22 protein-coding genes and 1 other RNA gene are annotated in these 25786 nt (G+C 42.0%); 13 read left to right on the top strand and 10 right to left on the bottom strand.

Annotated features, from left to right (window positions below; translation table 11 throughout):
• Positions 1-4 precede the first annotated feature (4 nt).
• The gene (locus ABWV45_RS13895) at positions 5-3109 is read right to left on the bottom strand and encodes an efflux RND transporter permease subunit (RefSeq protein ID WP_353352317.1); all 3105 of its coding nucleotides are present in this window, start codon (positions 3107-3109) and stop codon (positions 5-7) included.
• Positions 3106-4164, bottom strand: coding sequence for an efflux RND transporter periplasmic adaptor subunit (locus tag ABWV45_RS13890; RefSeq protein ID WP_353352316.1), 1059 nt, complete (start codon positions 4162-4164; stop codon positions 3106-3108). Before ABWV45_RS13890 ends, ABWV45_RS13895 begins: the two co-directional genes overlap by 4 nt.
• Positions 4165-4433: 269 nt before the next feature.
• Here ABWV45_RS13890 and ABWV45_RS13885 point away from each other — a divergent pair, with 269 nt between their 5' ends.
• From ABWV45_RS13885 to ABWV45_RS13875, 3 genes are all read left to right on the top strand, one after another.
• Positions 4434-5558 (top strand): aminotransferase class V-fold PLP-dependent enzyme, encoded by a 1125-nt coding sequence (locus ABWV45_RS13885; protein WP_353352315.1) that lies wholly within the window; start codon positions 4434-4436, stop codon positions 5556-5558.
• Between the two features lie 150 nt (positions 5559-5708).
• On the top strand, positions 5709-6686 hold the full coding sequence (locus ABWV45_RS13880; protein ID WP_353352314.1) for a GGDEF domain-containing protein: 978 nt from the start codon (positions 5709-5711) through the stop codon (positions 6684-6686).
• Between the two features lie 256 nt (positions 6687-6942).
• Positions 6943-9660 carry a hypothetical protein gene (locus tag ABWV45_RS13875; RefSeq protein WP_353352313.1) on the top strand — a complete coding sequence of 906 codons (2718 nt, stop codon included), beginning with the start codon at positions 6943-6945 and terminating at the stop codon, positions 9658-9660.
• A 39-nt stretch (positions 9661-9699) separates the two neighbouring features.
• Here the strand turns inward: ABWV45_RS13875 and ABWV45_RS13870 are convergent, their stop codons facing one another.
• Positions 9700-10599, bottom strand: coding sequence for a LysR family transcriptional regulator (locus tag ABWV45_RS13870; RefSeq protein ID WP_353352312.1), 900 nt, complete (start codon positions 10597-10599; stop codon positions 9700-9702).
• A gap of 123 nt (positions 10600-10722) precedes the next feature.
• Here ABWV45_RS13870 and ABWV45_RS13865 point away from each other — a divergent pair, with 123 nt between their 5' ends.
• The 4 genes from ABWV45_RS13865 (at position 10723) to ABWV45_RS13850 (ending at position 13669) form a co-directional block, all read left to right on the top strand.
• Complete coding sequence (locus tag ABWV45_RS13865; RefSeq protein ID WP_353352311.1) at positions 10723-11589, top strand: MBL fold metallo-hydrolase; 867 nt, start codon at positions 10723-10725, stop codon at positions 11587-11589.
• Positions 11583-12203 (top strand): DsbA family protein, encoded by a 621-nt coding sequence (locus tag ABWV45_RS13860; protein WP_353352310.1) that lies wholly within the window; start codon positions 11583-11585, stop codon positions 12201-12203. Before ABWV45_RS13865 ends, ABWV45_RS13860 begins: the two co-directional genes overlap by 7 nt.
• A 203-nt stretch (positions 12204-12406) precedes the next feature.
• On the top strand, positions 12407-13249 hold the full coding sequence (locus tag ABWV45_RS13855) for a mechanosensitive ion channel family protein (RefSeq protein ID WP_353352309.1): 843 nt from the start codon (positions 12407-12409) through the stop codon (positions 13247-13249).
• 225 nt (positions 13250-13474) lie between these two features.
• Entirely contained in the window at positions 13475-13669 is a 195-nt protein-coding gene (locus ABWV45_RS13850) for a tyrosine-type recombinase/integrase (RefSeq protein WP_353352308.1), read from the top strand.
• On the opposite strand, the gene gapS4b is transcribed toward ABWV45_RS13850, so the two are convergent.
• The 5 genes from gapS4b to smpB all read right to left on the bottom strand — a co-directional run bounded on the left by gapS4b (position 13662) and on the right by smpB (position 17884).
• A complete protein-coding gene (gapS4b, locus tag ABWV45_RS13845) occupies positions 13662-14771 on the bottom strand; it encodes a GapS4b family protein (RefSeq protein WP_353352307.1) in 1110 nt (369 codons plus the stop codon). The two genes, ABWV45_RS13850 and gapS4b, sit on opposite strands and share 8 nt — an antisense overlap.
• Positions 14771-15721, bottom strand: a complete 951-nt coding sequence (gene gapS4a, locus ABWV45_RS13840; protein WP_353352306.1) for a GapS4a family protein — start codon at positions 15719-15721, stop codon at positions 14771-14773. Before gapS4a ends, gapS4b begins: the two co-directional genes overlap by 1 nt.
• 9 nt (positions 15722-15730) lie before the next feature.
• Positions 15731-16771: a nucleoid-associated protein gene (locus tag ABWV45_RS13835; RefSeq protein ID WP_353352305.1), complete on the bottom strand. Its 1041-nt coding sequence runs from the start codon at positions 16769-16771 to the stop codon at positions 15731-15733.
• A 110-nt stretch (positions 16772-16881) separates the two neighbouring features.
• Positions 16882-17239, bottom strand: a transfer-messenger RNA (tmRNA) gene (gene ssrA, locus ABWV45_RS13830).
• Positions 17240-17398: 159 nt separating this feature from the next.
• Entirely contained in the window at positions 17399-17884 is a 486-nt protein-coding gene (gene smpB / locus ABWV45_RS13825) for an SsrA-binding protein SmpB (RefSeq protein ID WP_353352304.1), read from the bottom strand.
• Between the two features lie 158 nt (positions 17885-18042).
• Between smpB and ABWV45_RS13820 the strand changes: the two genes are divergently transcribed.
• The 3 genes from ABWV45_RS13820 to ABWV45_RS13810 are packed head-to-tail and all read left to right on the top strand — an operon-like array spanning position 18043 to position 20164.
• Positions 18043-19401 (top strand): sodium-dependent transporter, encoded by a 1359-nt coding sequence (locus ABWV45_RS13820; protein ID WP_353352303.1) that lies wholly within the window; start codon positions 18043-18045, stop codon positions 19399-19401.
• A 9-nt stretch (positions 19402-19410) separates the two neighbouring features.
• Positions 19411-19845, top strand: a complete 435-nt coding sequence (locus ABWV45_RS13815) for a type II toxin-antitoxin system RatA family toxin (RefSeq protein WP_353352302.1) — start codon at positions 19411-19413, stop codon at positions 19843-19845.
• Position 19846: 1 nt separating this feature from the next.
• Positions 19847-20164 carry an RnfH family protein gene (locus ABWV45_RS13810; RefSeq protein ID WP_353352301.1) on the top strand — a complete coding sequence of 106 codons (318 nt, stop codon included), beginning with the start codon at positions 19847-19849 and terminating at the stop codon, positions 20162-20164.
• Positions 20165-20202: 38 nt separating this feature from the next.
• Here the strand turns inward: ABWV45_RS13810 and ABWV45_RS13805 are convergent, their stop codons facing one another.
• Positions 20203-20574 carry an outer membrane protein assembly factor BamE gene (locus ABWV45_RS13805; RefSeq protein WP_353352300.1) on the bottom strand — a complete coding sequence of 124 codons (372 nt, stop codon included), beginning with the start codon at positions 20572-20574 and terminating at the stop codon, positions 20203-20205.
• A 78-nt stretch (positions 20575-20652) separates the two neighbouring features.
• Here ABWV45_RS13805 and fur point away from each other — a divergent pair, with 78 nt between their 5' ends.
• Positions 20653-21060, top strand: a complete 408-nt coding sequence (gene fur, locus ABWV45_RS13800) for a ferric iron uptake transcriptional regulator (RefSeq protein ID WP_353352299.1) — start codon at positions 20653-20655, stop codon at positions 21058-21060.
• Positions 21061-21242: 182 nt separating this feature from the next.
• Here the strand turns inward: fur and recN are convergent, their stop codons facing one another.
• Positions 21243-22916 carry a DNA repair protein RecN gene (recN, locus tag ABWV45_RS13795; RefSeq protein ID WP_353352298.1) on the bottom strand — a complete coding sequence of 558 codons (1674 nt, stop codon included), beginning with the start codon at positions 22914-22916 and terminating at the stop codon, positions 21243-21245.
• A 137-nt stretch (positions 22917-23053) separates the two neighbouring features.
• On the opposite strand from recN, the gene grpE reads away from it, so the two are divergent.
• Both grpE and dnaK read left to right on the top strand, forming a co-directional pair.
• A complete protein-coding gene (gene grpE / locus ABWV45_RS13790; RefSeq protein ID WP_353352297.1) occupies positions 23054-23620 on the top strand; it encodes a nucleotide exchange factor GrpE in 567 nt (188 codons plus the stop codon).
• Positions 23621-23780: 160 nt separating this feature from the next.
• A complete protein-coding gene (gene dnaK / locus ABWV45_RS13785) occupies positions 23781-25700 on the top strand; it encodes a molecular chaperone DnaK (RefSeq protein ID WP_353352296.1) in 1920 nt (639 codons plus the stop codon).
• Positions 25701-25786 lie beyond the last annotated feature (86 nt).

The following is a 25786-nucleotide window of genomic DNA, read 5'->3' as shown; positions in this document are numbered from 1 at the left end:
CCACTTAATCGTGGGCTTTTTTGTGCTCATCAAGTTGCCGATTTAATTCCGTCTCCATGGTCAGTGGTGATGTTGTATTGCGTGCTAATAGGCGATACATCACAGGCACAATCACCAAAGTGAAGATGGTAGAGGCAATAATACCGGTTAATACCACAATGCCAATCACCATACGGGTTTCAGCACCTGCTCCAAACGATAAAATCAGTGGCACCGCGCCAAAGGCAGTGGTGATGGCGGTCATAAGTATGGGGCGTAATCGAATGCTGGCAGCTTGGATAATGGCGTCATCAAATACCATGCCTTGATCCCGTAATTGATTACAAAACTCTACGATGAGTATGCCGTTTTTAGCGGTTAGCCCCACCAGCATAATCAAACCAATTTGCGAGTAAATATTCAGGGATTGCCCAAACACATACAGCCCAATTAATGCGCCGATCATGGCCATGGGAACCGTGAGCATGATTACAAAAGGGTGAATGTAACTTTCAAATTGCGCCGCCAATACTAAAAACACCACCACAAGGGCAAGTGCAAATATAAAGTAAATGGATTGCCCGCTGCTTTGTAGGTCTTGAGATTGCCCCTTGTAACTAATGACGGCTTGCGCTGGTAAGTGAGTATTGGCGAGGCTGTTTAAGTAGTTAATGGCTTCACCTAATGTGTAGCCCTCAGCCAAACTGGCTTTTAAGGTAATAGCGCGCACACGATTATAACGGTTGAGTTTGCTTGCATCAGCTTGTTCGGTAATGGTAACTAAGTTAGCTAAGGGAATAAGTTCGTTGTTAAAACGGCTGCGAACGTAGATGTTTTTCATATCCAGAGGGCTGGTTTGCAAGCTTCTTTCACCCTCTAATATGACATCGTACTCTTCACCGCGCTCTAAAAAGGTTGTAACACGACGAGAGCCTTGTAAGGCTGCTAAGGTATTACCAATTTCTTTTGCGCTTACTCCTAAGTCGGCGGCTCTTTGTGTGTTGATATTAATCAACACTTGCGGTTTGGTTTCTTTGTAATCGTGGTCTAGGCCAATGAGTTTTGGATTGGCGGCGGCTTTTTCCAGCATGATGTCACGCCATTGTGCTAATTGTTTGTAGTCGCTACCACCTAATACAAATTGAACGGGTTTACCGATACCACGACCCAAAGCTTGACGCATGATGGCAAAGGCACGAACCCCGGCTAAATCGCTTAAGCTTTTATTAATTCGCCCCATAACCTGTGTGGCGGGTGGGCGTTCGCTCCAATCTTCCATTACGACGATGACAAATCCGCCGGAATAGTCTGAGCTTGAGCCGAAGCTGCGGGGAGTGCGCACTAATAGGCGCTTGATAATACCTTCATCTACCATGGGCATGAGGCGCTTTTCAATTTCATCCATGTAGTTTTTTGAATAATCGTAACTGGAGCCTTCTGGGGCAGATACGGCGATAAAGAATCCACCACGATCTTCTTTTGGTGTGAACTCACTGGGGACGTGTTGGAATAACCACACACAAACGAATAATGCACCGATTAACAACCCAATGGTACGTTTGGGGCGGTTAATGGCTCGCTGTAAATAGGCTTGGTAATGTTCGCGCAGTTTATCTAAGGCCGCGTTTGTTTTTTGTGTAAGACGGTTGGGTTTTTCTTTGGCGTGTAATAAACGCGAGCACATCATGGGGGAAAGGGATAACGCCACTAAAGAAGAAAACCCCACTGCCGCTGACATGGCTACGGCAAACTCTGTAAACAGTTTACCTAGGTCGCCCTCTAAAAAAATGATGGGTAAAAATACGGAAATTAATACTGCGGTGGTGGCTAGTATGGCAAAGGACACTTGCTTTGCCCCAAGGTACGCGGCGACTAATGGCGGCTCTCCTTGGTCGATGCGACGATGAATATTTTCCAGCATAACAATGGCATCGTCTACTACCATTCCAATGGCAAGAATGAGTGCCAGTAACGTGAGCAGGTTAATGGTGAAGCCTAACATGTATAAAATGATAAACGTGCCCATTAACGACACGGGCACTGTAATTGCGGGAATGAGTGTGGCGCGAACATTTCCTAAAAAAATGTAAATCACTAATATGACCAAGGCCATGGCAATGAATAAGGTGTGATACACCTCTTTGATGGATTGCTCGATAAATACTGAGCTGTCATAGCTGCGCAAGAGTGCCATGCCTTCAGGCAGTTCAGGGTTAATTTGATCTAATAATGAGCGTGCTTTGCGTGCTACCTCTAGAGTATTGGCGGTGCTTTGTTTGGTGATGCCTAAACCCACCATGGGGACACCATTGCCACGAAATGATTTGCGGGTTTCATCCGCACTGAGTTCAACGCGCGCCACATCTTTTAATCGAATGGCATCGGTGTTATTGCCAATGACCAATTGGCCAATTTGCTCAGGGGTTGGATAAGCCCGCTCTAGACGAACGGTAAATTGACGTTGGTCCGATTCTATCGTACCTGCGGGTAACTCAATATTTTCACGGCGCAGGGCATCTTCAATGTCGACAATGGTTAAGTTACGGGCGGCTAGGGCTTTGCGGTCAATCCATACTCGTAATGCGTAATTAAGACCACCGCCTACTCTTATGCGGGCAATGCCATCAAGTACGCTAAAGCGGTCAACCAAATAGCGATTGGCGTAGTCGGTGAGTTCAAGCATGTTCATGCGATCACTGACTAAGTTAAACCACATAATGGTGTCGTCATCGGCACCGGCTTTGGTTACTTCCGGTGGTTCGGCGTCATCGGGTAGGTTATTGAGTATTCGTGATACTCGGTCGCGTACATCGTTGGCGGCGGCGTCTATGTTGCGGCTAATATTAAATTCAATAGAGATGCTTGAGCGACCATCTTCACTGGATGAAATAATGTTTTTGATGCCCTCAATGCCTGATATGCGGTCTTCAATTAATTGGGTAATACGCTGCTCGACTATGGCGGCAGCGGCCCCTGTGTAGTTCGTACGAATGCTCACGACAGGGGCGTCGATGTCTGGGTATTCTCTAAGCGGTAAGCGATCAAATGCCACTAAACCAAAGGCCAAAATCAATAAACTAATAACCGAGGCCAATACTGGGCGCTTTACCGACATGTCGGTAATGATCATGTTTTGTCTCCCCGCCAAGACTCAACTTGGGTTTTAACTTTAGCCCCGGGCTTCACCTTGAGTAAACCTTGCCAAACAATGTTATCCCCTTGTTTTAAGCCTTTTATAACTTCGACTTTGCCATTTTGGCGCAAACCAATTTCTATTTGTTGCTCTTTTGCCACCATGTGGTCTGTGATTTTATACACTAGGTGTTGATCAGCGCGCATGAATACCGCTTCTTCTGGCAACATAAGGCTGGTGCGTTGTTGATTGATGATGTCTAGGGTTAGCAGCATGCCGGGCCTAAGTAGGCGCTGTGGGTTGTCAATTTTCGCGCGCACTTTAATGTTGCGGGTGCTGGGGTTAACACGGGAATCCAGTGTGACGATTTCACCTTTAAAAATGTGTTCAGGGTAGGCCACGCTATGAGCATCTAATACCTGACCCACTTTTATCCTTGGGAGGTAGATTTCGGCTAAATCAAAATCCATTTCTAAATGATCCACTGAGTCCAAGGTAGTGATTTCGTCACCGGGTTTTAACAGCGTGCCTACGCTGATATTGCGCAGCCCTAGTAACCCGTCAAAGGGTGCTTTAATAACGCGATCTTTAAGTGTGGCTTGTACTTGGGCTATGCGCCCACGGGCGGTATCAATGGATGACTGTAAACGGTCCAGTTCCGATGCAGAGACGGACTTTTGTTTTACAAGTTTTTCAATGCGTTTGTATTCACGCTGTTGCTCGGCCAGTTCAATTTTAGCAATACTGAGTTGAGCTAATTCTTCTTCATTGGCGAGAGTAATGAGAGTCTCACCTTTTTGTACAAACTGCCCTTGTTTGAAATGAATATTACTGACTTTTTCAGTGACACTGGCAGTTAAGGTGACAGATTCGGCGGCACGAGCACTGCCTAGGGCCTCAAGGGATGCTTTAATTTGACTTGGTTGGACTTCAAATAGCACAACAGGAGCGGCTCTTTGGGCACGGGGTTGAGTTTGAGTATTATGATAATAGCGCCATACCACGGCAGCTATTATCAGTATGAGCACGCCAAACGCCAATTTGCGTAACATAACATATCCTAAAATGAAAAATGGCCAGCCTGATTAAGGGCGGTATCTGGGCCAAGTTTATATGATGGCAGATGAGACAGGTAGTTTCGCAGCACTCTGTTTGTGCAGATAGCAAACATCTAAGCCATATGGATCAAACCTAAGGTTTTCAGTGTACGGGTTTGTGGGCAATAAAGTCCCATAGGATCATGGTTTTGTCTCATTAGCGCTTTACTCTTATCAAGGATTCTTCTTAAATAGCCCCGCATTTACAAGATTTAGGAGCCCACATGGCGTTATTAAACACAGTAGACCCAGATGGCCTATTAGAATATTCAGTGGTATTTACAGATCGTTCGTTAAATCACATGTCGCAAACCTTTCAGGGAGCGATGCGTGACATCTCTAGTACTTTAAAACAAGTTTATGGGGCTCAAGGTGTTGTTGTTGTGCCCGGTGGCGGCACTTATGGTATGGAAGCCGTAGCTCGTCAGTTTGCGCAAAATAAAAAATGTTTAGTGATTCGCAATGGCTGGTTTAGCTATCGTTGGACGCAAATTTTTGAAATGGCAGGCTTACCAAGTGAAGAGACCGTACTTAAAGCTCGTAAAATAGCCGATGGCCCGCAAGCGCCGTTCGCACCAGCGCCTATCGAAGAAGTCGTAGCCACTATCAAAGCACAAAAGCCTGATATGGTATTTGCCCCCCATGTAGAAACCGCTTCAGGCATGATATTGCCGGATGATTATATTCAGCAAGTCGCCGCTGCAGTTCATGAGGTTGGTGGCCTATTTGTATTGGATTGCATCGCATCCGGTACGGTGTGGGTAGATATGCAGGCTACAGGTGTGGATATTTTAATCAGCGCGCCGCAAAAGGGTTGGAGTGCATCTCCTTGTGCTGCATTGGTGATGTTAAGTGATAAGGCGCTGGCGGTTTTAGAGGGCACTACCAGTAATAGCTTTGCTTGTGACCTGAAAAAGTGGCAACAAATCATGCAAGCCTATGAAAACGGTGGCCATGCTTATCATGCCACTATGCCAACGGATGCATTGACCCAGTTCCGCGATACTATGATGGAAACCAAAGAATATGGCTTTGAAAAAGTAAAAGCCGAGCAGTTAGAACTAGGACAAAAAGTGAGAGCCATGCTGGAAGCTCGTGGCATTCAATCGGTGGCGGCTGAAGGGTTTCAAGCGCCAGGGGTAGTGGTGAACTACACTGCTGACGCAGATATGCAAAACACCAAGAAGTTCGCAGCACTTGGCATGCAAGCCGCAGCAGGCGTGCCGTTAATGTGCGACGAAGGGGATGATTTTAAGTCGTTTCGTATTGGTTTGTTTGGTTTAGATAAGCTACATAACATAGATCGCACAGTCACCAACCTTGAACAGGTTTTAGATAAAATGAACTAGACCTCTGATAATAAAGAAGATTTTAGGCCCTTTCATGTTGAATGAAGGGGCTTTTTTTTGCATGAGAACCTGATTGGCAGATTATGCAGTTCATTACTATTCTTAACCATAGAAGACATCTTGAAAAATATATCTGAATGAGATCAATGCATGCCACACAAAGAGCTTGGCCCTGAATTTGTACTGGCCTTGCGGTTATTGGAACATAAAAACTATCCAGAACTGACCCATCAGTTGGTCTGCCTATTGTTGGAATATGAAGGCATTGAAGACGTTGCGTGTTATGAAATTTTTAGTTTGGCCCGTGCTAGTAAAGAAGGTCAGGATTTTTCCTCGCGGCGTTTCCCCGTATCATTAGATGATAATGTATCAGATGAATATACTCAGCTAATCGATAACGTGGTTCAGAAGTATTATGGAGGTGTGCACCAATTAGAGCATGATAACCAAGCTTTCCTTGTGTTTGATATTTGCGAAGGGGTAAAACCACGGCGACTAGTGATTGCAAAAGGCAATGTGCTTAATGAAGAGTTAAATATTATTACTGGGTTGTTTTGTATCTATGAGCGATTAGTGATTTTGCTTGATTCAAAGGAACGAGATAATTTAACCCATTTGCGCAATCGCCAAACCATGGATGTCATACTTGCTCAGGTGTTTGATTTTTATCAGAAAAAAGATCTTTCAAAAGAAGAAAAATTCTCATGGCTAGCCATTTTAGACCTTGATCATTTTAAAGAGGTAAATGATACATTTGGCCATTTATATGGGGATGAAGTATTGATCACGTTTTCTCGATTAATGGAGAAATCATTCCGGCATACCGACTTTATATTTCGCTATGGTGGCGAAGAATTTCTAGTGATTGTTAATCGTGCGACTAAAGAACAGGCTGAAAAAGCATTGCAGCGTTTCAGAAAGTCGGTCGAGGATTATGATTTTTCATTTGGGAAAGTGACCGTCAGTATTGGGTTTACTTTTTTAAATCCAGAAGTTGGTCAGCGGAGTTTATTAGAGTTAGCAGATTCCGCCTTATATGGAGCTAAAAATAAAGGGCGGAATCAAGTTGTCTATAATGATCTTCAGGATAGCACGATAGAAAACTCTAATGATGTGGAATTGTTTTAACATTAGAGTGAATGAATTCAGCGCAATATTGATATAAACCACTAAAGCAAAATTATTAAAAATTCAAACTCAGCCATTACTTGTATTATAAGTTAACAGTCATTAAGTACCTTCCTATAAATTATACCTTCAATACATATTATTAATTGCACAGTTCAACTTTGATGATGCATATGTATGGATTTATAGTGGAGTTTACTTGTTAATTACATTGAATTTATATATGTTTCCACGTATTAAAATACGAGTAAAAATCATGAAAATTCTATGGGTGCTACTGCTATCTGCTACTGCTCAGGCAAATGAAATCGTATTTCCAAATTATTCAGTGGTAGCAGAAGATAAGCCTTATTTATCTCAAGATGTGAATAATACGAATATTATATATACAGAGGAAAATAAACAGCATGCAGAGCATACAGCAGGCTTTGAAATGTTGTTGCAGCCAATCTATGAAGACACATTTGGTTACCAAATGGATACTCAGTTATCCGTAGGGCTTATATCATCTTATAATCAAATCGCTAATGGGTTTTCTACTCAATTTCCGTCTAATCGCCAAGTTAATTATATGGGTGGGGCACAGCTGCCTGATTATTTTTCATCAAGTTCATGGTTGGATATGTTGCTGCTACATGAAACAGCACATAACTATCAGGTTAATGCTAAAGAAAATGTCGTATCCAGTAGCATGTTTAAAGTGTTCAGAAATGGCGGCATCTTCTTTCCGTTTTTTCCAGCGACTACACCTAATTTATTTGAATCTAGCTTTATGTTAGAGGGAAATGCTGTATTAAATGAATCGTGGCATGGTCGAGGCGGGCGACTTTATAGTGGGCGATACAGAGCAATGAATTATGTGCATGCAAAAGCAGGGAATTTAACAAAAGAGCGCATGTATAATCAAACTAAGAACTTTCCTTATGGTGAAGGCCATTACATATTTGGTTCGCAATATCAGTATTATCTCGCTGAAACATATGGCTTAGATACAACAAATAAGTATTTTAAGAATCGCTCGAAAAATTGGTATTTCCCTTTTACCGTCAATGAGCCAACCAAAGAAACATTTGGGGTAAATTTTAATACTACATTCTCAGCATGGGCTGAAAAAATGGAGTATGAAGCACGGTCAGTAAAATTAGCAGAAGGACATATTTTAGGCCGTTCAAAATATTACTCTGACATGAATACTAAGGATTCAGAAGTACTGTTTCTGACTATGGAGCGCGGTGTGAGTTCACCTAAGTTGTTCCAATATAATAAGCAAAATAAAACAATAAAATACGAAACAGCATCTCTTGCGTTGGGCCGTGTATTCCCTTTAGAAGATGGCTTTTATACGGTTAGTGCTCGCCATACTTCACCTTGGCGTATCACTCAGGGTTTGTTCGACGAAGATGGCATGATTAAGCCCGGTAGCGAAGGTAAAATTATTCAAGGCTATTTGAGCGATGGACAAGAAGTGTATTTTGACACAACCAAATCTTATGTTAGCCCTCAATTGTTTGTGGGTGACGAGTTCTATGCTGCGGTGAATTCATCGGTCATAGTTAAAGATGACCACTTATATTATTTTATTCAAAATGGGAAGAAGCGAACATTATTTCGCGATAAACAAGCCTTGTACACGCTAGATGGCTTTTACAGTATTGTGGCAGATGTTGATAGCAGTGGCGCTGTATATTTCATTGCTAATAGTAAAATGGGCAGCTCATTATATAAGGTAAATAACGGTAATGTGAGCCGTGTGCTGAATGCCGATAACGTAGTGGCTGCTAAATTAGCCGGTGACAATCAAGTGATTGTTGAGGCTATCTCTGCCGATGATTATTACTATGCTCTAATTGATCTAAATATTAGTGATGAAGACCCTTATGTAGTGAAGCTCATGTGGGACGACATCGAACATCCATTACATGATCGCCTTTCTAATTTTGATAAAGTTGAATCAATAGCACTTGATGAACCAATGGAATATGGTTTTTTTAATAACTTCAGTTACACAATGGGTAGTTTTATAGCAGGAGAAGATGAAAACGGAGATTCCTCTGCCAATTTATTTGTCACTTATTCAGATCCTTTGGGGTATAACGAACTGACATTAAAAGCCCAAAAAGATGGTTATCAAAGTCTTCTATTAGGTACTCGCTATAGTAATAATGAACATTTTATTTTATACGGGGTTGATGCCTTTTATGTGGCCGATAACGGACTTGAAGATGTGGCCGCTTTTGTTGATACCCGTGATTATGGAATAGCCTTAGATGTTAAATTACCTTTTCTGAAACAAGGCTATTGGGCGGGGCAATTACAAGTAGGTTATTATCAAGACTATATTGATTTAGATCGTGAACCTGTGTCGCTTAATGTTTCAGTATCTCGGCAGCAATCATTTGGTCATAGCTTTTATACAAATGAAATAGCGCATTCGAACTTTTTTGTCACCCATGATCGAGGGGATAATATAACTGGTTCTACGTTTGGCTTCTCCACGGATTTACCCTTGGAATTTTATGCAGGATTTAACGGAAAATATGCGGCGAGCGATTCCAATGCTAATCGTGCAGAATATCAGGGCGTTAAACTTGAAAGTAATGTGAGCTTTATCGGTAATGATCCAAGTAGTTTTCATATTCCTAGTTTATTGGGGGATGTATTTGCAAAACAAGTGACATATGGTGAAGTGAATTTATCTAAAGTATTTAATGGCTCAGCTTACTATTTTAAGTTTCCACTTTCATTGCAACGTGAGGCCGTGAGTATTGCTTATCGTCGCTATCAAATTGAAGGGGTTGATGGTGTGGCAGGTGTTAACGATGTGGAAATTAATCAGGCTTCTTTAGCGTTAAGTTTTGATGCTTCGATTGTGAATAAAGCGGTTGTGCGTTATGTACTTGAAATGGTACACAATGATAGTAAAGAGATTACAGATTCTAATTTCTTATTTGGACGTTTAGAAATACCATTTTAATGCCAGTCATGTTTCATGTGGCTCTGTGACATTTAATGATCACCAATGATGTGCAGCAAAGTAACTTTCTAAGTGATCAATTAAAGCTCGTACGGTGGGTGACAAGTGTTTTCGGGAAGAATATAAGGCGTAAATGCTAAGTGCTTTGGGCTTCCATTCTGGTAGTACATGAATGAGCCTACCATCCTTGATATAGCGATTAGCCAGATAAGTTGGTTGCATACTAATACCGATGCCATTCAATGTTCCATGTAATAGCGCGTTAGCTTCGTTAATGGTGAGGCGACAGTCTACAGTGATGGATTCAAATTGCTCATTTTTTGATAAATGCCATATGTGTTGTTCAAAATTTTTGTAGCCCAAGCAATTATGTTGAGTTAAGTCCTGTGGGTGGTTAATCCCACCGACGCTTGCTTGTGATTGTTGTAGATAATCCGGCGACGCCACCAATACCGATTCACACAGGGCAATGGGTTTACCAATTAAGGAAGGGTCTGGATTAGAAGCGATGCGCAAAGCAAGATCGATGCTCTTTTCCGTCAGATCCGCTGCACTGTCCTCAAGATCAATGTCGATGCGAACTTGGGAGTGCTCATCCATAAAAGCTTGAATGGCAGGCATTAGCTGTGAAAAACCAAACGACATACTAGTGGTCACTCGTACCAAGCCAGACAATTCTTTACCTATATTGGCGAGGGAAGTAATTTTATCTGCTTGCTCTAACCAAAGCTCCACGTCTTTTAGGCAGGACTCTCCTGCTGTGGTTAAAGATATTTTTCGGGTAGTTCGGTGCAGTAGCCGTGTTTTCAGCCAGTCTTCCATGGCTTCCATGTAGCGGGTCACCATGGGCCGAGACATACCTAAGCGTTCCGCAGTGGCAGTAAAACTGCGAGACTGAGCCACATCAATGAATACCTTGGCAGCAATGACTCGATCCATTTTTATTCACCTAATCATTAGAACGATTTAAGAAACAATAATGCTCATTTTTGTGTGTTTTTCCGTTCACGTCAATTCTTTACTATGCCTGCACCTATTAAATAACGAACGTTGGAGAAAAACATGAAAAAACTGATTACCTTAGTCGTTTCTGCCCTTATGGCTCACTCAGCCTTTGCAACAGACTCAAAAGCTCTGACTTTAGATGTATACAATGGCGCACCGACCAGCTTCGGCGTGACGTCAACTGTGGTATACGGTGAAACAGAAGCCATGGTAATTGATGCTGGCTTCACTAAAGCAGATGCCTTGCGCATTGCAGCGAAAGTACTGGATTCCAATAAAGAACTGAAAACCATTTTTATCAGCCAAGCAGATCCTGACTATTACTTTGGTGCTGAAACATTACATGAGATTTTCCCGAAAGCGGACATTATCACCACACCAGCGGTAAGGGCCGTACTTAAAAAGAAAATGGCGGGTAAGGTTGGATTCTGGGGGCCTAAAATGGGTGTTAATGCCCCTGTAAACCCTATTGTTCCAGTGGTTTACACCAAGCCTATTTTGACGGTTGATGGTCAGACTATTGAGATTCGCGGTACTGAAGGAGTATTGGCTCATCGCCCTTATCTTTGGATACCGTCAAGCAAAGCGATTGTCGGTAACGTAGCCATATTCGGTAACATGCATTTGTGGATGGCAGACGCGCAATCTGATGAATCTCAAACAGCATGGAAAGCACAACTGAAAGAAATGATAGATCTTAAGCCAACCACAGTTGTTCCGGGCCATATGTCTCAAGGTACTAAGTTAACGGTGGATAACATTGCTTACTCTCTTGAATACATCAACACGTTTCAAAAAGTGAAGCAAGACAGCAAAGATAGTGCAGAGTTTATCAAAACAATGTCTGCCACATACCCAAATGCTCAAGGAGCATTAAACCTAAGCATCGCCGCGAAAGTACATAAAGGTGAAATGAAATGGTAAACGTTCATTACTTTTTCGATCCAATGTGTGGTTGGTGTTATGGCGCAACCTCTTTAATTGAAATACTAGCGAATATGGGAAAGTTCGAGATTGCTTACCACCCAGGTGGCATGATTCCAAAGCGTGCCATTGAGCCCGCTTTCAGACAGCATATTTTGCAGGCTGACGCTCAAATAGCAGCCATGACAAAAGCACACTTTGGTGATGCATACAAAGCAAGAGTAGCGAGTACCGATGAGTTTGTTGTGGACTCTTACCTACCAATTCAAGCATTCATGGTTGGTATTGAAATGGGTGTTGAGCCACACACAATGTTAAAGGCGATTCAACAAGCCCATTATCAAGATGGCAAATCATTGGATAAGCCCGAAGCGTTACAAGCCTTAGCGGTAACACTTGGACTTGATGGCGGGATTTGGAAAGATAAAATGGCAGGTGCTGAACCTGCCATGACTAAAGAAATACAAAAAAGCCATAGTTTAATGGGGCAGCTACAAGTCAGCGGTTACCCAACGTTAATCATCGAACAAGATGGCAAATTAACTCGCTTACCACACGGCTCTTACTACGGTAAAACTGCTAAGTGGAAAGAGTACCTTACTAATTTAGTGTAGAAAGCCTTCGCATCACAATGAAAAATGCCTTATTCCAGCAAAAGGAGTAGGGCATTTTTTTACTGACTATTTTTTAAAACTTACCTAATTGTTTTGCTGTATAAACAGCCAAGCAATACAGCTTTACATTAACAACGCTTAGACCTAGTATCTGCGCAGAATTTAATCGTTTATCGACTTATTTATTAGAAAGGAATATTACAGTGTCGGAATTGCTCACAAACCTAGACGTTAACCAATACTTCCCTGTCGCTCTCGATTGGGCCACGAACATTCTGCTTGCCATCGTGATTTTGCTTATCGGGCTATGGGTTGCTAGCAGTGCAAATAAACTGGTGATTGGCATCAGTAAAAAACACCCTCAATTAGATGACACTTTATTTCGTTTTTTAGGTAGCGTTACACGCTACATCATTTTAGCCTTCGTTATTATCGCGGTATTAAATCGTTTTGGCGTACAAACGGCCTCTATTGTGGCGCTTTTGGGTGCGGCAGGTTTAGCGGTTGGTTTGGCATTGCAAGGAGCCATGTCCAACCTTGCAGCGGGTGTAATGTTACTTATTTTCCGCCCTTATAAAGTAGGTGATTTCATTGATGCGGCCGGACGTTTTGGTAATGTGACTGAAATAGATATGTTTACTACTATTCTACAAACCTTCGACAACCAACAGATTATCATTCCAAATAGCCAAATTTGGGGCCAGCAAATCATCAATCACTCCCATCACCCTGTGCGTGGTGTAGATATGCGTTTTGGTATTGCTTACGCAGAAAATATAGATAAAGCCCGCGCGGTTATTGATGGCGTTTTAGCAAACCACCCGCACATCCTGAAAACCCCCGCGCCTTTTGTTGAAGTAGAAACACTTAATGACAGCTCAGTAGATTTTATTGTGCGTCCATTCTGTAACGGCGAAAACTACTTTGACGTGCTTTATAGCGTGCCAGAGCTAATCAAAAAAGCCTTAGATGAAAATGACATTGAGATTCCATTCCCCCACCGTAAAGTTATTGTGGTGAATGAAACACCAGACACAGCTAAATAAACTTTCATAAATACGCTGTTGTTATGAATACTATTTTGCAAAAAAATGCCCTATTTTTTATAGGGCATTTTTATAGGATCTTACTTGTTACCTTGCACATCTTCCTGCCTTATAACAAACTACTAAGTTAAACCGCTAGTTATCTTCTAAACCTTGCATCGCCTTTTAAAATGGGGTGATTTTAGCTTATTATTTAGTGGATTTTAAAGAGCACTAGCGAAGTCAGTGGTCGAACTACCCAAAGGGCAGTCATCTCATGTGTTGCGATATAGCTTTGCAAGTCACTTTATGATGAATGGCGGCAATATTTTAGCATTACAAATAATTATGGGGCATAGTTCGATTACTGTAACAATGAGATATGCCCACTTTGCTCCGGAACACTTTCAGGATGCAATTCGATTTAATCCTCTTAACTAGAGTACTTCTCATATATTGAAAGCTTATGATCGCTGAGCTTTTCTAGAAGTACTTTACGTATCGCTGATTTAGAAACGCTTTTATATTCCTTGTCGGGAGTAATGCTATCAATTTCAATAACAAACTCGCCACTCTCTGATTTTGGGAAATTGGAGAATTGAAATGTTGCTTTAAACCTGCCCTTGGAATTTAATAGGTCAAAAGTGAAGTATGCTTCTACACGCCATATTAATAAGTAGTCATAATATTGCTTGTTTGAAAGAAATACAGTGTTTTGAAGTGCTTCTCCATTCAGGTGCATACGATTAATCTTATCCTTCATCCAGTCAATATTTAGTGTTGAAGGGGGTGACTTACTATCATCTGCCTTTAGATCTATGTCAGATATCTTCGTGAATTTTATATCAGCGTTATTGAGGCCTGATGTAGTCTCCCATATAAATTGAATTCGATTTTTGTTATCGAAGCTCGAAAATAGTACTCTGCTCTCTTTGTCTTCAATTTTGTTGTTCGCTCTTAGGCTACTCTTTACTTGCGATAAAATCTTTTTATTAATTTCTTCAGTTGGTTTTCCTGTGTATGTGCTTTGGGTGAGTATTTCTATGCTGCCGGTTTTATCTTTCTTAAATTCAACAGAGGCTTTGTGCTTTTTATTGTGTTCGGTCCATGCATCAATGTGATTGTTTTCCTCAATCTCATACTCAATAGAGAAGTGATTTTGGTCGTTATTCACCATTGATAGCTCTGGACTTACGGTAAATACATATTCATTAAACTCAGAAGCGCATGTTTCTTCAATGTTTAAATCTGGTAAAACCTCTTTTAAAGTCTCGTTTGTAGAGCAAGTTAGGTTTTCAGATCTATGCTTGGTTTTGTTTTCCTTTTCCCTTCGGTGGTCTATTAAGTCACTGTAAGCAGTTGGTGCTAAAAGTGTGGAGCACAGTAGTGGCACAGTGCTAGATTTACTTTTCAGCCCTGTGAATATGCCGTTGCTTTGAAGAAATCCCCGTAAATAGCTTTCACTTAGCTCTGGCTGAGATAGCAAAAGTTTTAATTCGTCTCCGTATGGTAGTTTCTTTTTTTTCTGGATATCCTTCTCCATTAGCCTGCTCCATTTTGATTTATATTGGTAATAGTGATTTTTTTTGTAAAGGAGTCATCGGAAAACCCTAGAAGCGCTTTACTTACATCATTTTTGTTGTATAGCGCGTTATAGTCTTCAAAGGCAATAGTTATATTGCTCGAAAGATCTTGTGATATATCGTGAGCTAAGCCGATAATTTTATCTAAATTATCTTTGGAGAAGGGGGTATTGGTTATGAAACATAAGGAATTTTTTTGGATGGAGGTGTCTTCAGCTTTAAAGATATAAATTCCAGAAGTAATTAGGTTTACTGGAAGTTGGCAGCCTGAGAAAAACCGTTCAGTTGTTGCTGTGTTGTTATTCCCAGTCTTTTGATAAAAATATGAAATCTTTTGGTTGGGGTAATTCAGCTTCATAAATTGGTGACAACTGTATATAAAGTTTGCTTGTTTGTTGTCAACTAGATATATCGGGTGTTTGAATTTAACGTCTGAGGGTAGTTGAATCTTGCTAACTTCCTCTAGTAAATCGTCATACTCTCTACCAGATTTATTACTGTGAAGCCAGATTAATATTCCGCTTATTCGAACTTTTCTGGCTCGGCCTCCTAGGTCTTTTTTTATTTCTTTCAGTTCATTGCTTTTTTCGAAGCATTCCATTGTTGTAGCTAGGTCAATTAGATGATTTTTGAAATCATTTATAGGGCTTGAAGGATATTTCTCGGCTTTGTATTTTGATGAAATACAATGAATGTCTAGAGTATGGTCGAAAAAGGGTGATGTTTGATAATGTAGGAAATCGAGCCCATGTTTTTTTCTATCTGATTTAGATGAAGCGAGTTTATGCTTCTGAGGATCCGAGCAATCAATATCAAGCCCTTTTTCCGGGTGGATCCATCCAATAATTTCAAGAAATTTTTCGGTGACTTCTTCACCATATTCCCCAATTTTTTTTGACCACTCAGACATAGGTTCCCTTTAGCTCTCTTCGTGAAAATAGATTTTGTAGTAACTCATCTTTCTAGAATTGTCATACCCCTTTTCAATATTCTTCTTTGCAGAATCTTCGTTTAGTGGGATTTTTATCTCTATTGAGTTATCTAGTTTTAAGTTTTTCTTTAGTTTTGATTGCAGTTTTTTATCAAGTGTTGAATCTAATTTGAATGTGGATGATAGCTTTATATTATTTTTGCTTTCATATCTTTCGATGTGGTCGTGAAATTCAGAGGTTTGTGCCTTTGTTAGGCCGATGCTCTCAGCAAAATCCGAAGAGGAAAATTTCTTGTTTTCGTTGAAATACTGGTAGATGGAATTATTAATCTCAATCGAGCTTTTAGGGTTTTCTGACGGGGTAAGGTGCTTCTTATGAAATTGTAGGCATGCATCTATGCAGTGCTTCGTTTTTAGGAAGGTGTCTTTCTCTGGAATACACCCAAGAAATGATTCATTCCAGTAAATAGAATCAGCCTTTTTCCTGTTGAATATGAAAATTCGATATCCAGCGTTGGCAGGAACTATGATTGCTCCTTTATCTAATGCGTCAGGGCTAATGCCTGAAATAACCTTTGCATTTAATTTTGTATCAGATTGCTCTAGATGAATTAGGTTTTTCTTTTGTTCTGATTTGAATATGCCGATTATGTCGTGTTGCTTTTTGTTTATTCGGATGTCGTTAATTCTAGTTATGAATAGCTCGCCACTTAAAATGTTTGGGTGGGTGCTCACCCTGTATAGCAATTTTGATAATTTATTGGCGAGTGAATGAAGGCTGTATTTCCCAGCAAAATACTCATCAGTATGAATGTAGGCTTCGTTGAGGTTTATATCTTCTTCGTGATGAAATACAAAGCTACCTTGAGTGGATAGGAATGCGTCCAGAAACAAGTGCATTAGATGCTTATCTAGCGTTTGGTCATGCGTAAGAGGGGAGGATGATAAAAAAATCTCTTCATTTCTGGCTTTATTGCCAATGAAGTTTGCGAAAGATTCTTTTATATATGCATGCGTAAAATCGAACATCCTAGTCCTGTTAACTCAATGGTGTAGTCAGATTGTAGACATACCCTTTGATGGTTCATTGTTATTTAAGAAAAAAACCCAAGTAGATCAACTACTTGGGTTTTTGATTTTGGTGGAGACGGCGGGGTTCGAACCCGCGTCCGCCAACACTCCCCTATCGGCTCTACATGTTTAGTCACTCTACTAGATTAACCCATCACGGCCCGAGAGACAGGGCGTTTAGGGCGAGCCTAATACTATTTAGCAGTTTGGCCTTAGGCGAGCCTCCCGTGCGAGCTTATGCTGCGATGCCCTCGTTGTCTGTCCATAAGCATCCAGACTCGGAGGTTAGCGGGCAATTAAGCCGCTAGTGCGTAGTTTTCGTCGTTTGCGACTATTAAAATGTACAACGGGGATTTAGGTGATCGCTATACCCTCACCACATGCACCTCAAGCTTCATCATCGGCGTCGAATCCAAAATCGTCCCCAAAAGCTTTTTGGTTAAGTGGATTGTATGGGCGAAGTGCGGGTTTTACAAGGTGATAATCTTACGATGAAGAATATATATGCCTTTAAGTATTTGTTTTGCATAAAAAAACCGCTTGTTCTGTTTAGAATAAGCGGTTTTGATTTTCTGGTTTTAACTTCTAGCGTACGTTGTGCTTCATAATACGCTCTTTTTGTTTGTTCCAATCTTTTTGCTTGTCAGATTCACGCTTGTCGTGTGCTTGTTTACCTTTACCTAGGGCAATTTTGCATTTGACATATGGGCCTTTCCAGTACATTTCTAAGGCAACCAAGGTGTATCCTTTGGCATTGGCGTTCATTTCGAACTTGTCGATTTCTTTACGTTTAAGTAGTAATTTTCGCTGACGACGTGGTTCACAAATCACGTGGGTACTGGCGGTATTCAGTGGTGTGATGTTGGCGCCGTGAAGAAAAGCCTCTCCTTGGTGGATTTGCACAAAGGCGTCCACAAGTTGAGCTTTACCAGCACGGATGCTTTTAACTTCCCAGCCGAGCAGGGCAAGCCCACACTCGGTTTTTTCACTGAGTAGGTAATCGTGACGGGCGCGGCGGTTTTCGCAAATGCTGGAGCCGGTATTTTTAGTTTTTTTCTTACTCTTTGCCATGGTTGCGATTATAGGGGCGAATTCGCCAAAAAGATACGCGCTAAATAGCGGATTTTTAAGGTAATTTAAGCCATTGGCCCATATGTATAGGTGATTTCCTTGAGATAGCCTAAAAAATTAAAGACAATAAGCCCAACACAAATATATTGAGAATGCTCATGGCAGAACAGAAAAGTATGCATGGACTGTGGCGCAGCCGTTGGCTGTTCATTTTAGCAGCAACCGGTTCTGCTGTGGGGCTGGGAAATATTTGGAAGTTCCCTTATATCGCTGGTGAGAATGGCGGCGGCGCATTTGTTTTGGTTTATCTGTTATGCATTTGTTTGATAGGTATTCCCGTGATGATTGCGGAAGTGACGCTGGGGCGCTTGGGTCGCCAAAGTCCAATTAATACCATGCACGCATTAGTGAAGGATCAGGGGGCACCTAAATTCTGGGGTGGCATTGGCTGGATGGGGGCTATTGCTGGGTTCTTGATTTTATCTTTTTATTCTGTGATTGCTGGTTGGTCATTGGCGTATGTTATTCGTATGGCCGGTGGTGTTTTCGACGGGGCGACCAGTGATTCTGTCGGCGCTACGTTTGGTGATTTATTGGCGAATCCTGAGGCATTATTAGGCTGGCATACTATTTTTATGGTGCTAACCATTGGCATAGTGTCTCGCGGGGTGAATAAAGGATTAGAAAAAGCCATAAGTGTCCTTATGCCTATGTTGTTTTTAATTTTATTGTTGTTACTTGGCTATTCCATGAGCACCGAAGGTTTTGGTCTGGGTATCAACTTTATGTTCAGTTTTGATTTTTCAAAAATTAATAACGAAAGCATTATCGTGGCGTTGGGTCATGCCTTTTTTACATTAAGTTTGGGTATGGGAGCGATCATGGCGTATGGGGCTTACATGCCACAAAAGGCGTCTGTGGGTAAAACCGTTTTGATGGTTGCAGGTCTGGATACCTTGATTGCGATCATTGCGGGTTTAGTTATCTTCCCGATTGTTTTCACTAACGGATTAGAGGCGGGGGCAGGGCCGGGTTTATTATTCCAGACTTTGCCATTAGCATTTTCACAAATGCCAGCAGGCACCTTGTTTGGTACCTTGTTTTTCTTATTGGTGGCGTTTGCAGCTTTAAGTTCGGCCATTTCGCTGGCAGAGCCTGTGGTGGCGTGGGCTGTTGAAAGTAAGGGCATGAGTCGCGTTTCAGCCGCTACTTGGATTGGCATTATTATTTGGTTGCTGGGTATTGGCAGCTTGCTGTCGTTTAATCTGTGGGCTGAATATACGTTATTTGGTAAAAACTTCTTTGATGTGCTTGATTTCCTAACGGCTAATATCATGTTGCCGCTTGGTGGGTTATTGATTGCGGTGTTTGTTGGTTGGGTCATGAACGGTAAAGATGTACAGGAAGAAGTACGAATGGAATCGCCGCTCATGTATACTGTGTGGCGTTTTATTTTGAAGTTTATTGCACCAGTGGCAGTCGTCATTGTGCTCGTAAACGGCTTGATTCCTTCTTAAGGTAGTAATATGTCTCGTATCGAACGCTCTGCTATTGTTTCGCATAGTGCCGAACGTATGTTCGCACTGGTGTGTGATGTACAGTCTTACCCTGAATTCTTACCTTGGTGTGTAGCGGCTCATCTGGTGAGTGAAACCGAAGAGGAATTAGTTGCAGGTATGACGGTGAGTAAAGGCAGCATTAAAAAAACCTTTACTACGCGGAATCAAAAGCAGAAGCCCGACTGGATGACAATGGAATTGGTCAATGGTCCATTTTCGAAGTTCGATGGTAGATTTACGTTTAAATCCCTCAATGAAGATGCTTGTAAAATAACGTTTGAATTAGACTTTGAGGTTGAGGGTAAAATTTTATCACTCACATTAGGCCCTATTTTTAAGCAAGCGTCTAAATCCATGGTTGATGCGTTTGTTAAGCGGGCTGATGCGGTGTATGGAGCATAATATGTCCCAATTAATTAAAGTAGAAGTGGCTTACGCTACCCCTGAAAAACAACAGATAATTGCATTAGATGTCACGCAAGGCACGACAGTCTTTCAAGCAGCGCAGCAATCAGGTATTTGCGATGTGTTTCCAGAAATTCAGCTTGAGGACGCAAAAATCGGGATTTTTGGTAAGGCTGTACGTAATCCAAAAGAAGAGGTACTAAGGGATGCCGACAGGGTTGAGATATACCGACCTTTAATCATTGACCCTAAAGCTGCCAGAGCTAACAGAGCAGCTAAAGCGGCGGTTAAAGCCAAAGCTGATAAGTCAGCATAAAAAAGGCCCGTTAAGGGCCTTTTTTTATGCTGGATGTATTACTCCCCGAATAGCTTAATTGGCTTTTCATCGGCATCTTGCAGTTCAGGTTGTGTTGACTCAGGTAACTCACCTTCATAATGAGTATACTTTTCAGCTTGATCAAAATGTATACGAACACTATAAGCTTTTACGTCATCTTCGTAGCGTTCAGTGCGGTAGCTATAATCCCAAAAGGTTGTTGAGAAGGTGTCTTTAAGCACTGGATTGCCCATGATATAAGCTACTTGGCGTTTATCCATGCCAGGTTTAAGCTTCTCTAGCATGTCTTGAGTGACGATGTTGCCTTGTTGAATATTCAGTTTATAAACCTGCATTGAACAAGCGCTTAACAATATGAAAACTGTGGCTGTGATAATAAATCGAAACATGTAGAATAACCGTCACTTAATTAATGAATGCATAATACCCGAAGTTGCGTAACTCGCAACGACCAAAGAGTATACCTCATGCCAGATGAAAATTTAGAATTACGTAAAGCCGGCCTTAAAGTGACACTGCCTCGTGTCAAAATACTGCAAATACTTGAAGCGGCGACCGAACCGCACATGAGTGCTGAAGATGTCTACAAAGCCTTGATGGAAGCCGACGAAGAAGTGGGCTTAGCCACGGTTTATCGTGTTTTGACTCAATTTGAAAGTGCAGGCTTAGTGGAGCGTCACAATTTTGATGGCGGCCACAGTGTATTTGAACTGGATCGTGGGGATCATCATGATCACATGGTCTGCGTTAAAACTGGCAAGGTCATTGAATTTATGAATGAAGAAATTGAAAAGCTTCAATACCAAATTGCAGAAGAGTACGGTTATGACTTAGTTGAACATAACTTAGTGCTTTACGTTAAACCAAAAAGCTAAGCTATAAAATTGGCTCACCTTAAACCGCACTTGTGCGGTTTTTTTATGGCTGCTGTTTGTAAATAATGCCTGCTTAGACTCATTCCATTAAGTTCAAGCAGGCAGACAAGATGCTGGGCTTGTCATGTCCCATCCTTGGGTCTCCGTCCACACAGAGTCGGTTTGGCGATTGCCAAATTCTTTTAAGCTTGCGCGGCCATTAGCATATCTTTGGCATGGGCAAGGGTTAAATCGGTTATTTCTAGTCCGCCTAGCATGCGCGCAAGTTCTTGTTGTCTTTGCTCAGGGCTCAGGGTTCTAATTTGAGTGCGAGTTTGCTGTTTGCCGCTCAATTTGTTTACCAATAGATGCTGATGAGCAAGTGAGGCAACTTGTGGTTGGTGAGTGACGCTAATGACTTGCTTATGCTCCCCTAATTGTTTTAGTAATCGACCCATTCTCTCGGCAGTGGCTCCGCCTACTCCTACATCAATTTCATCAAAAATTAATGTGGCAGGGCCTTTTTGAATCAGGATTTGTAAAGCTAAGCTAATGCGCGACAACTCACCTCCTGAAGCTACTTTTTGTAAGGGTTGCAGCGCCTGCCCAGGATTAAAACTGACTAACAGTTGAATGGTGTCCATGCCGTGTTTTGTGGCTTTATGTATGGGCTGGCTATGTATTTCAAATTTAACTTGAGCTTTATCTAAGGCCAGTTGTTTCAACTGTTTTAATAATGCAGAGCGTAGTTTTTCGGCGGCTTTATTGCGCGCACTGCTCAGTGCTTGGCTATGGCCACTATAATCTTGCTCGGCTTGCTCCAAGGCGATGATTAGTTCATCTAAGGATTGGTCTTGCCCTTTTAGTTGCTTTAATTCGTCAGCTAGTTGTTCATGTAATAGGGTCAATTCTTCAGGGCGTACTTTGTGTTTTCTGGCAAGTTCGTAAATGGCGTTCAGACGCTCTTCGACATTTTGTAGTTGAAGTGGGTCTACTTCAAAGTTATCGATGTAGCGGCCCAGTTCATCGGAAGCTTCACTCATTACAAGGTAAGCTTGATTTAGCAACTCATGGGCGCTTGCCAGTGAAGGGCTGCTGTCGATGAAAGGATCAAGCTTTTGAAGGGATTGCTGAATAGCTTGGTGTGCGTCTCCTTGATCATCATCATTTTTGCATAGGAACAATGCTTGTTGGGCACTTAGTAGGTGAGTTTCAGCATTCGCAAGGCGTTTTTGATCAAGTTCTAAAGCTTCTACTTCATCAGTTTGTAAGTCTAATGCATCTAGCTCTTGAACTTGGTATTCCAGTAATTGAATACGTGCAAGGGCGTCATCGCTTTGATTTTGTAGGCAGTTCACACGTTTTTTAAGGTCTTGCCATTTTTCAAAGCTAGTTTTAACTGTGTCTAATAGATCGGAATATTTACCGTAATCATCAAGTAGGTTTCGAGGGGAGTCTTTGTGTAGCAACACCTGATGGGCATGTTGGCCATGGATGTCGAGTAGCTGATTGCCCACTTCTTTCAGTTGTTGTAAGGGTGCTGGGCGGCCATTGATGTAGCCACGGCTACGGCCTTCACCTGTAATGATGCGCGATAGAATCAGCTGGTCTTGATCTCCTGTCATGTCATTGTCGTCAAGCCAAGCTTGTAGTTTGGGTTTATTGTGTAGCTCAAAGCAGGCATAAATTTCAGCCTTATTTGCGCCAGGGCGTACATGGCTGGCTTCTGCTTTACCACCAGTGGCGAGACTTAGAGCATCCAGCATGATGGATTTCCCCGCACCTGTTTCACCGGTGACGGCGCTAAAGCCAGAGCTTAAGTCCAGTTCTAGGCTGTCGACAATGGTGAAATCCTTAATTGATATGTGCGCCAACATGTTGCTAAACCCCTGTTATTTTGTACACCTGTTAATTTATACAGTAAATTTGTGTTTGTAAAGTTCTTGAAACTGTTTTTTCCATCCCCATATAAGGGCAAACGTTATTAATAATGATCTTTGTGCTGGAGAGACGAATGTCAGATCAGGAAAACATCACTCCCGAAGTGGAATCCGAAGAAGTTGAAGCCCAAGTAGAGCAAGCTGAACAGGCAGATACACAAAGCGATGATCAGCTAGCAGCGCTTCAAGAAGAAGTGGCCAAATTAAAAGAAGAGGTACTTCGTGCCCATGCGGATACTCAAAATGTCCGTCGCCGCGCAGAAGTCGACGTGGAAAAAGCCCATAAGTTTGGTACTGAAAAGTTTGCCCGCGAATTGCTAAATGTAGCGGATAACCTAGAGCGTGCTATGGCAATGAGCCCTGATGATGAAGTGGTTAAGCCGTTTTTAGAAGGGATTGAAATGACGCAAAAGAGCCTCATAGATACTCTGACTAAGTTCAAAGTTGAGCAAGTAAACCCAGAAGGTCATCCGTTTGACCCTGAGCTACACCAAGCTATTTCCATGGTTGAAGCCCCAGATGCCGAGCCAAATACGGTATTAAATGTGGTTCAAAAAGGCTATACCAATCATGGCCGTTTGTTACGTCCAGCAATGGTCGTTGTGTCAAAGCCCGCTGCTAAAGTAGATGAGCAAGCATAGGCAGTAAATTGATGTAGTTAACAGGGCTGAATTAATAAAATTTCATGAGTCGCCCTTGAAATAGAAATAGCCATACCCACATTAGGGTTAAGCAAACGATTAACGCTCACTGAGCAAACAAGAGCCAGCGCTCTTACGAATTGAGATTGGAGAAAACATTATGGGTAAAATCATTGGTATCGATTTAGGCACAACAAACTCTTGTTTGTCTGTACTGGATGGCGAAAAGACTCGCGTAATTGAAAACGCAGAGGGTGATCGTACTACCCCATCTATCATCGCTTACGCTGAAGATGGTGAAATTTTAGTAGGTCAGCCTGCAAAACGTCAGGCGGTGACTAACCCAACTAATACGCTTTTTGCTATTAAGCGTCTTATCGGTCGTCGTTTCGAAGACGATGTTGTACAAAAAGACATTAAAATGGTGCCATATACCATTACTAAAGCCGACAATGGCGATGCTTGGGTGGAAGTGAAAGGCGAGAAATACGCGCCACCACAAATTTCTGCCGAAGTACTTAAGAAAATGAAAAAGACCGCTGAAGATTATCTTGGCGAGTCAGTAACAGAAGCGGTTATTACGGTTCCTGCATACTTTAACGATGCACAACGTCAAGCAACAAAAGATGCAGGTAAAATTGCGGGTCTTGATGTTAAGCGCATCATCAACGAACCAACTGCTGCAGCCCTTGCTTACGGCATGGATAAAACTGGTGGTGATCGTACCATCGCTGTATACGACCTTGGTGGTGGTACATTTGATATCTCAATCATCGAAGTGGCTGACGTTGACGGTGAAAAACAATTTGAAGTATTGGCCACAAACGGTGATACCTTCTTAGGTGGTGAAGATTTCGATATGCGTTTAATCGAATTTTTAGCCGCTGAATTCAAAAAAGATTCAGGTATGGATCTAACAGGTGACCCTCTTGCTATGCAGCGTCTAAAAGAAGCTGCTGAAAAAGCAAAAGTTGAATTGTCTTCTGCCTCTCAAACTGATGTAAACCTACCTTACATCACAGCAGATGCCACAGGCCCTAAACACTTAAATGTGAAAGTAACTCGTGCCAAACTTGAGTCTTTGGTTGAAGATCTTGTTAAAAATTCACTTAAGCCTTGTGAGTTAGCACTTAAAGACTCAGGCCTAAGCGCTTCAGAAATCGACGAAGTGATTTTGGTTGGTGGCCAAACTCGTATGCCACTAGTACAAAAATCTGTGACTGATTTCTTCGGTAAAGAGCCACGTAAAGATGTAAACCCAGACGAAGCGGTTGCCATGGGTGCAGCTCTTCAAGGTGCGGTACTTTCTGGTGATGTTAAAGACGTACTTCTTTTAGACGTAACGCCTCTAACACTGGGTATCGAAACCATGGGTGGTGTTGCTACCGCACTGATTGAGAAAAACACAACGATTCCTACTAAGAAATCTCAAGTGTTCTCAACAGCGGATGACAACCAATCTGCGGTAACCATTCACGTGGTTCAAGGTGAGCGTAAACAAGCGGCGCAAAACAAATCTCTAGGTCGTTTCGACTTATCGGACATTCCTGCTGCGCCACGTGGCATGCCACAAATTGAAGTAACATTCGACATCGATGCAAACGGTATCTTGAATGTAAACGCAAAAGACAAAGCTACTGGTAAAGAGCAATCTATTGTGATTAAAGCCTCTTCTGGTTTGAGCGATGATGAAATCGAACAAATGGTACAAGACGCAGAAGCAAACGCTGAAGCGGATAAAAAGTTCGAAGAAATGATCCAAGTGCGTAACACAGCTGATGGCATGGTTCACGCAACTAAGAAAACCTTAGAAGAAGCAGGCGATAAAGCCACTGAAGAAGAAAAAGCGGCTATCGAAGCGGCAATTGCTGATGTAGAAGAAGCATTAAAAGGTGACGACAAAGACGCCATCGAAGCGGCTACTACAAAACTTACAGAAGCGTCTTCTGGTCTAGCTCAAAAGATGTATGCAGAACAAGCTGCAGCTCAGCAAGCTGGTGAAGCCGGTGAGCAACAAGAAGCTGGTAAAGATGACGATGTTGTTGATGCTGAATTTGAAGAAGTAAAAGACAACAAATAACCAACGTTAGATGTGAAACGGGAGAAGTGAGATGTGGTGACGCAGCTCCTTCTCCCGTCTTGCGTCTCACATCTTACGGATGAATT

The sequence above is a fragment of the Oceaniserpentilla sp. 4NH20-0058 genome, from assembly GCF_040371755.1.
Taxonomy (GTDB): domain Bacteria; phylum Pseudomonadota; class Gammaproteobacteria; order Pseudomonadales; family Oceanobacteraceae; genus Bermanella.
The sequence above is the reverse complement of the archived record's forward strand: the minus strand, read 5'-3'. Positions and strand labels throughout refer to the sequence as shown.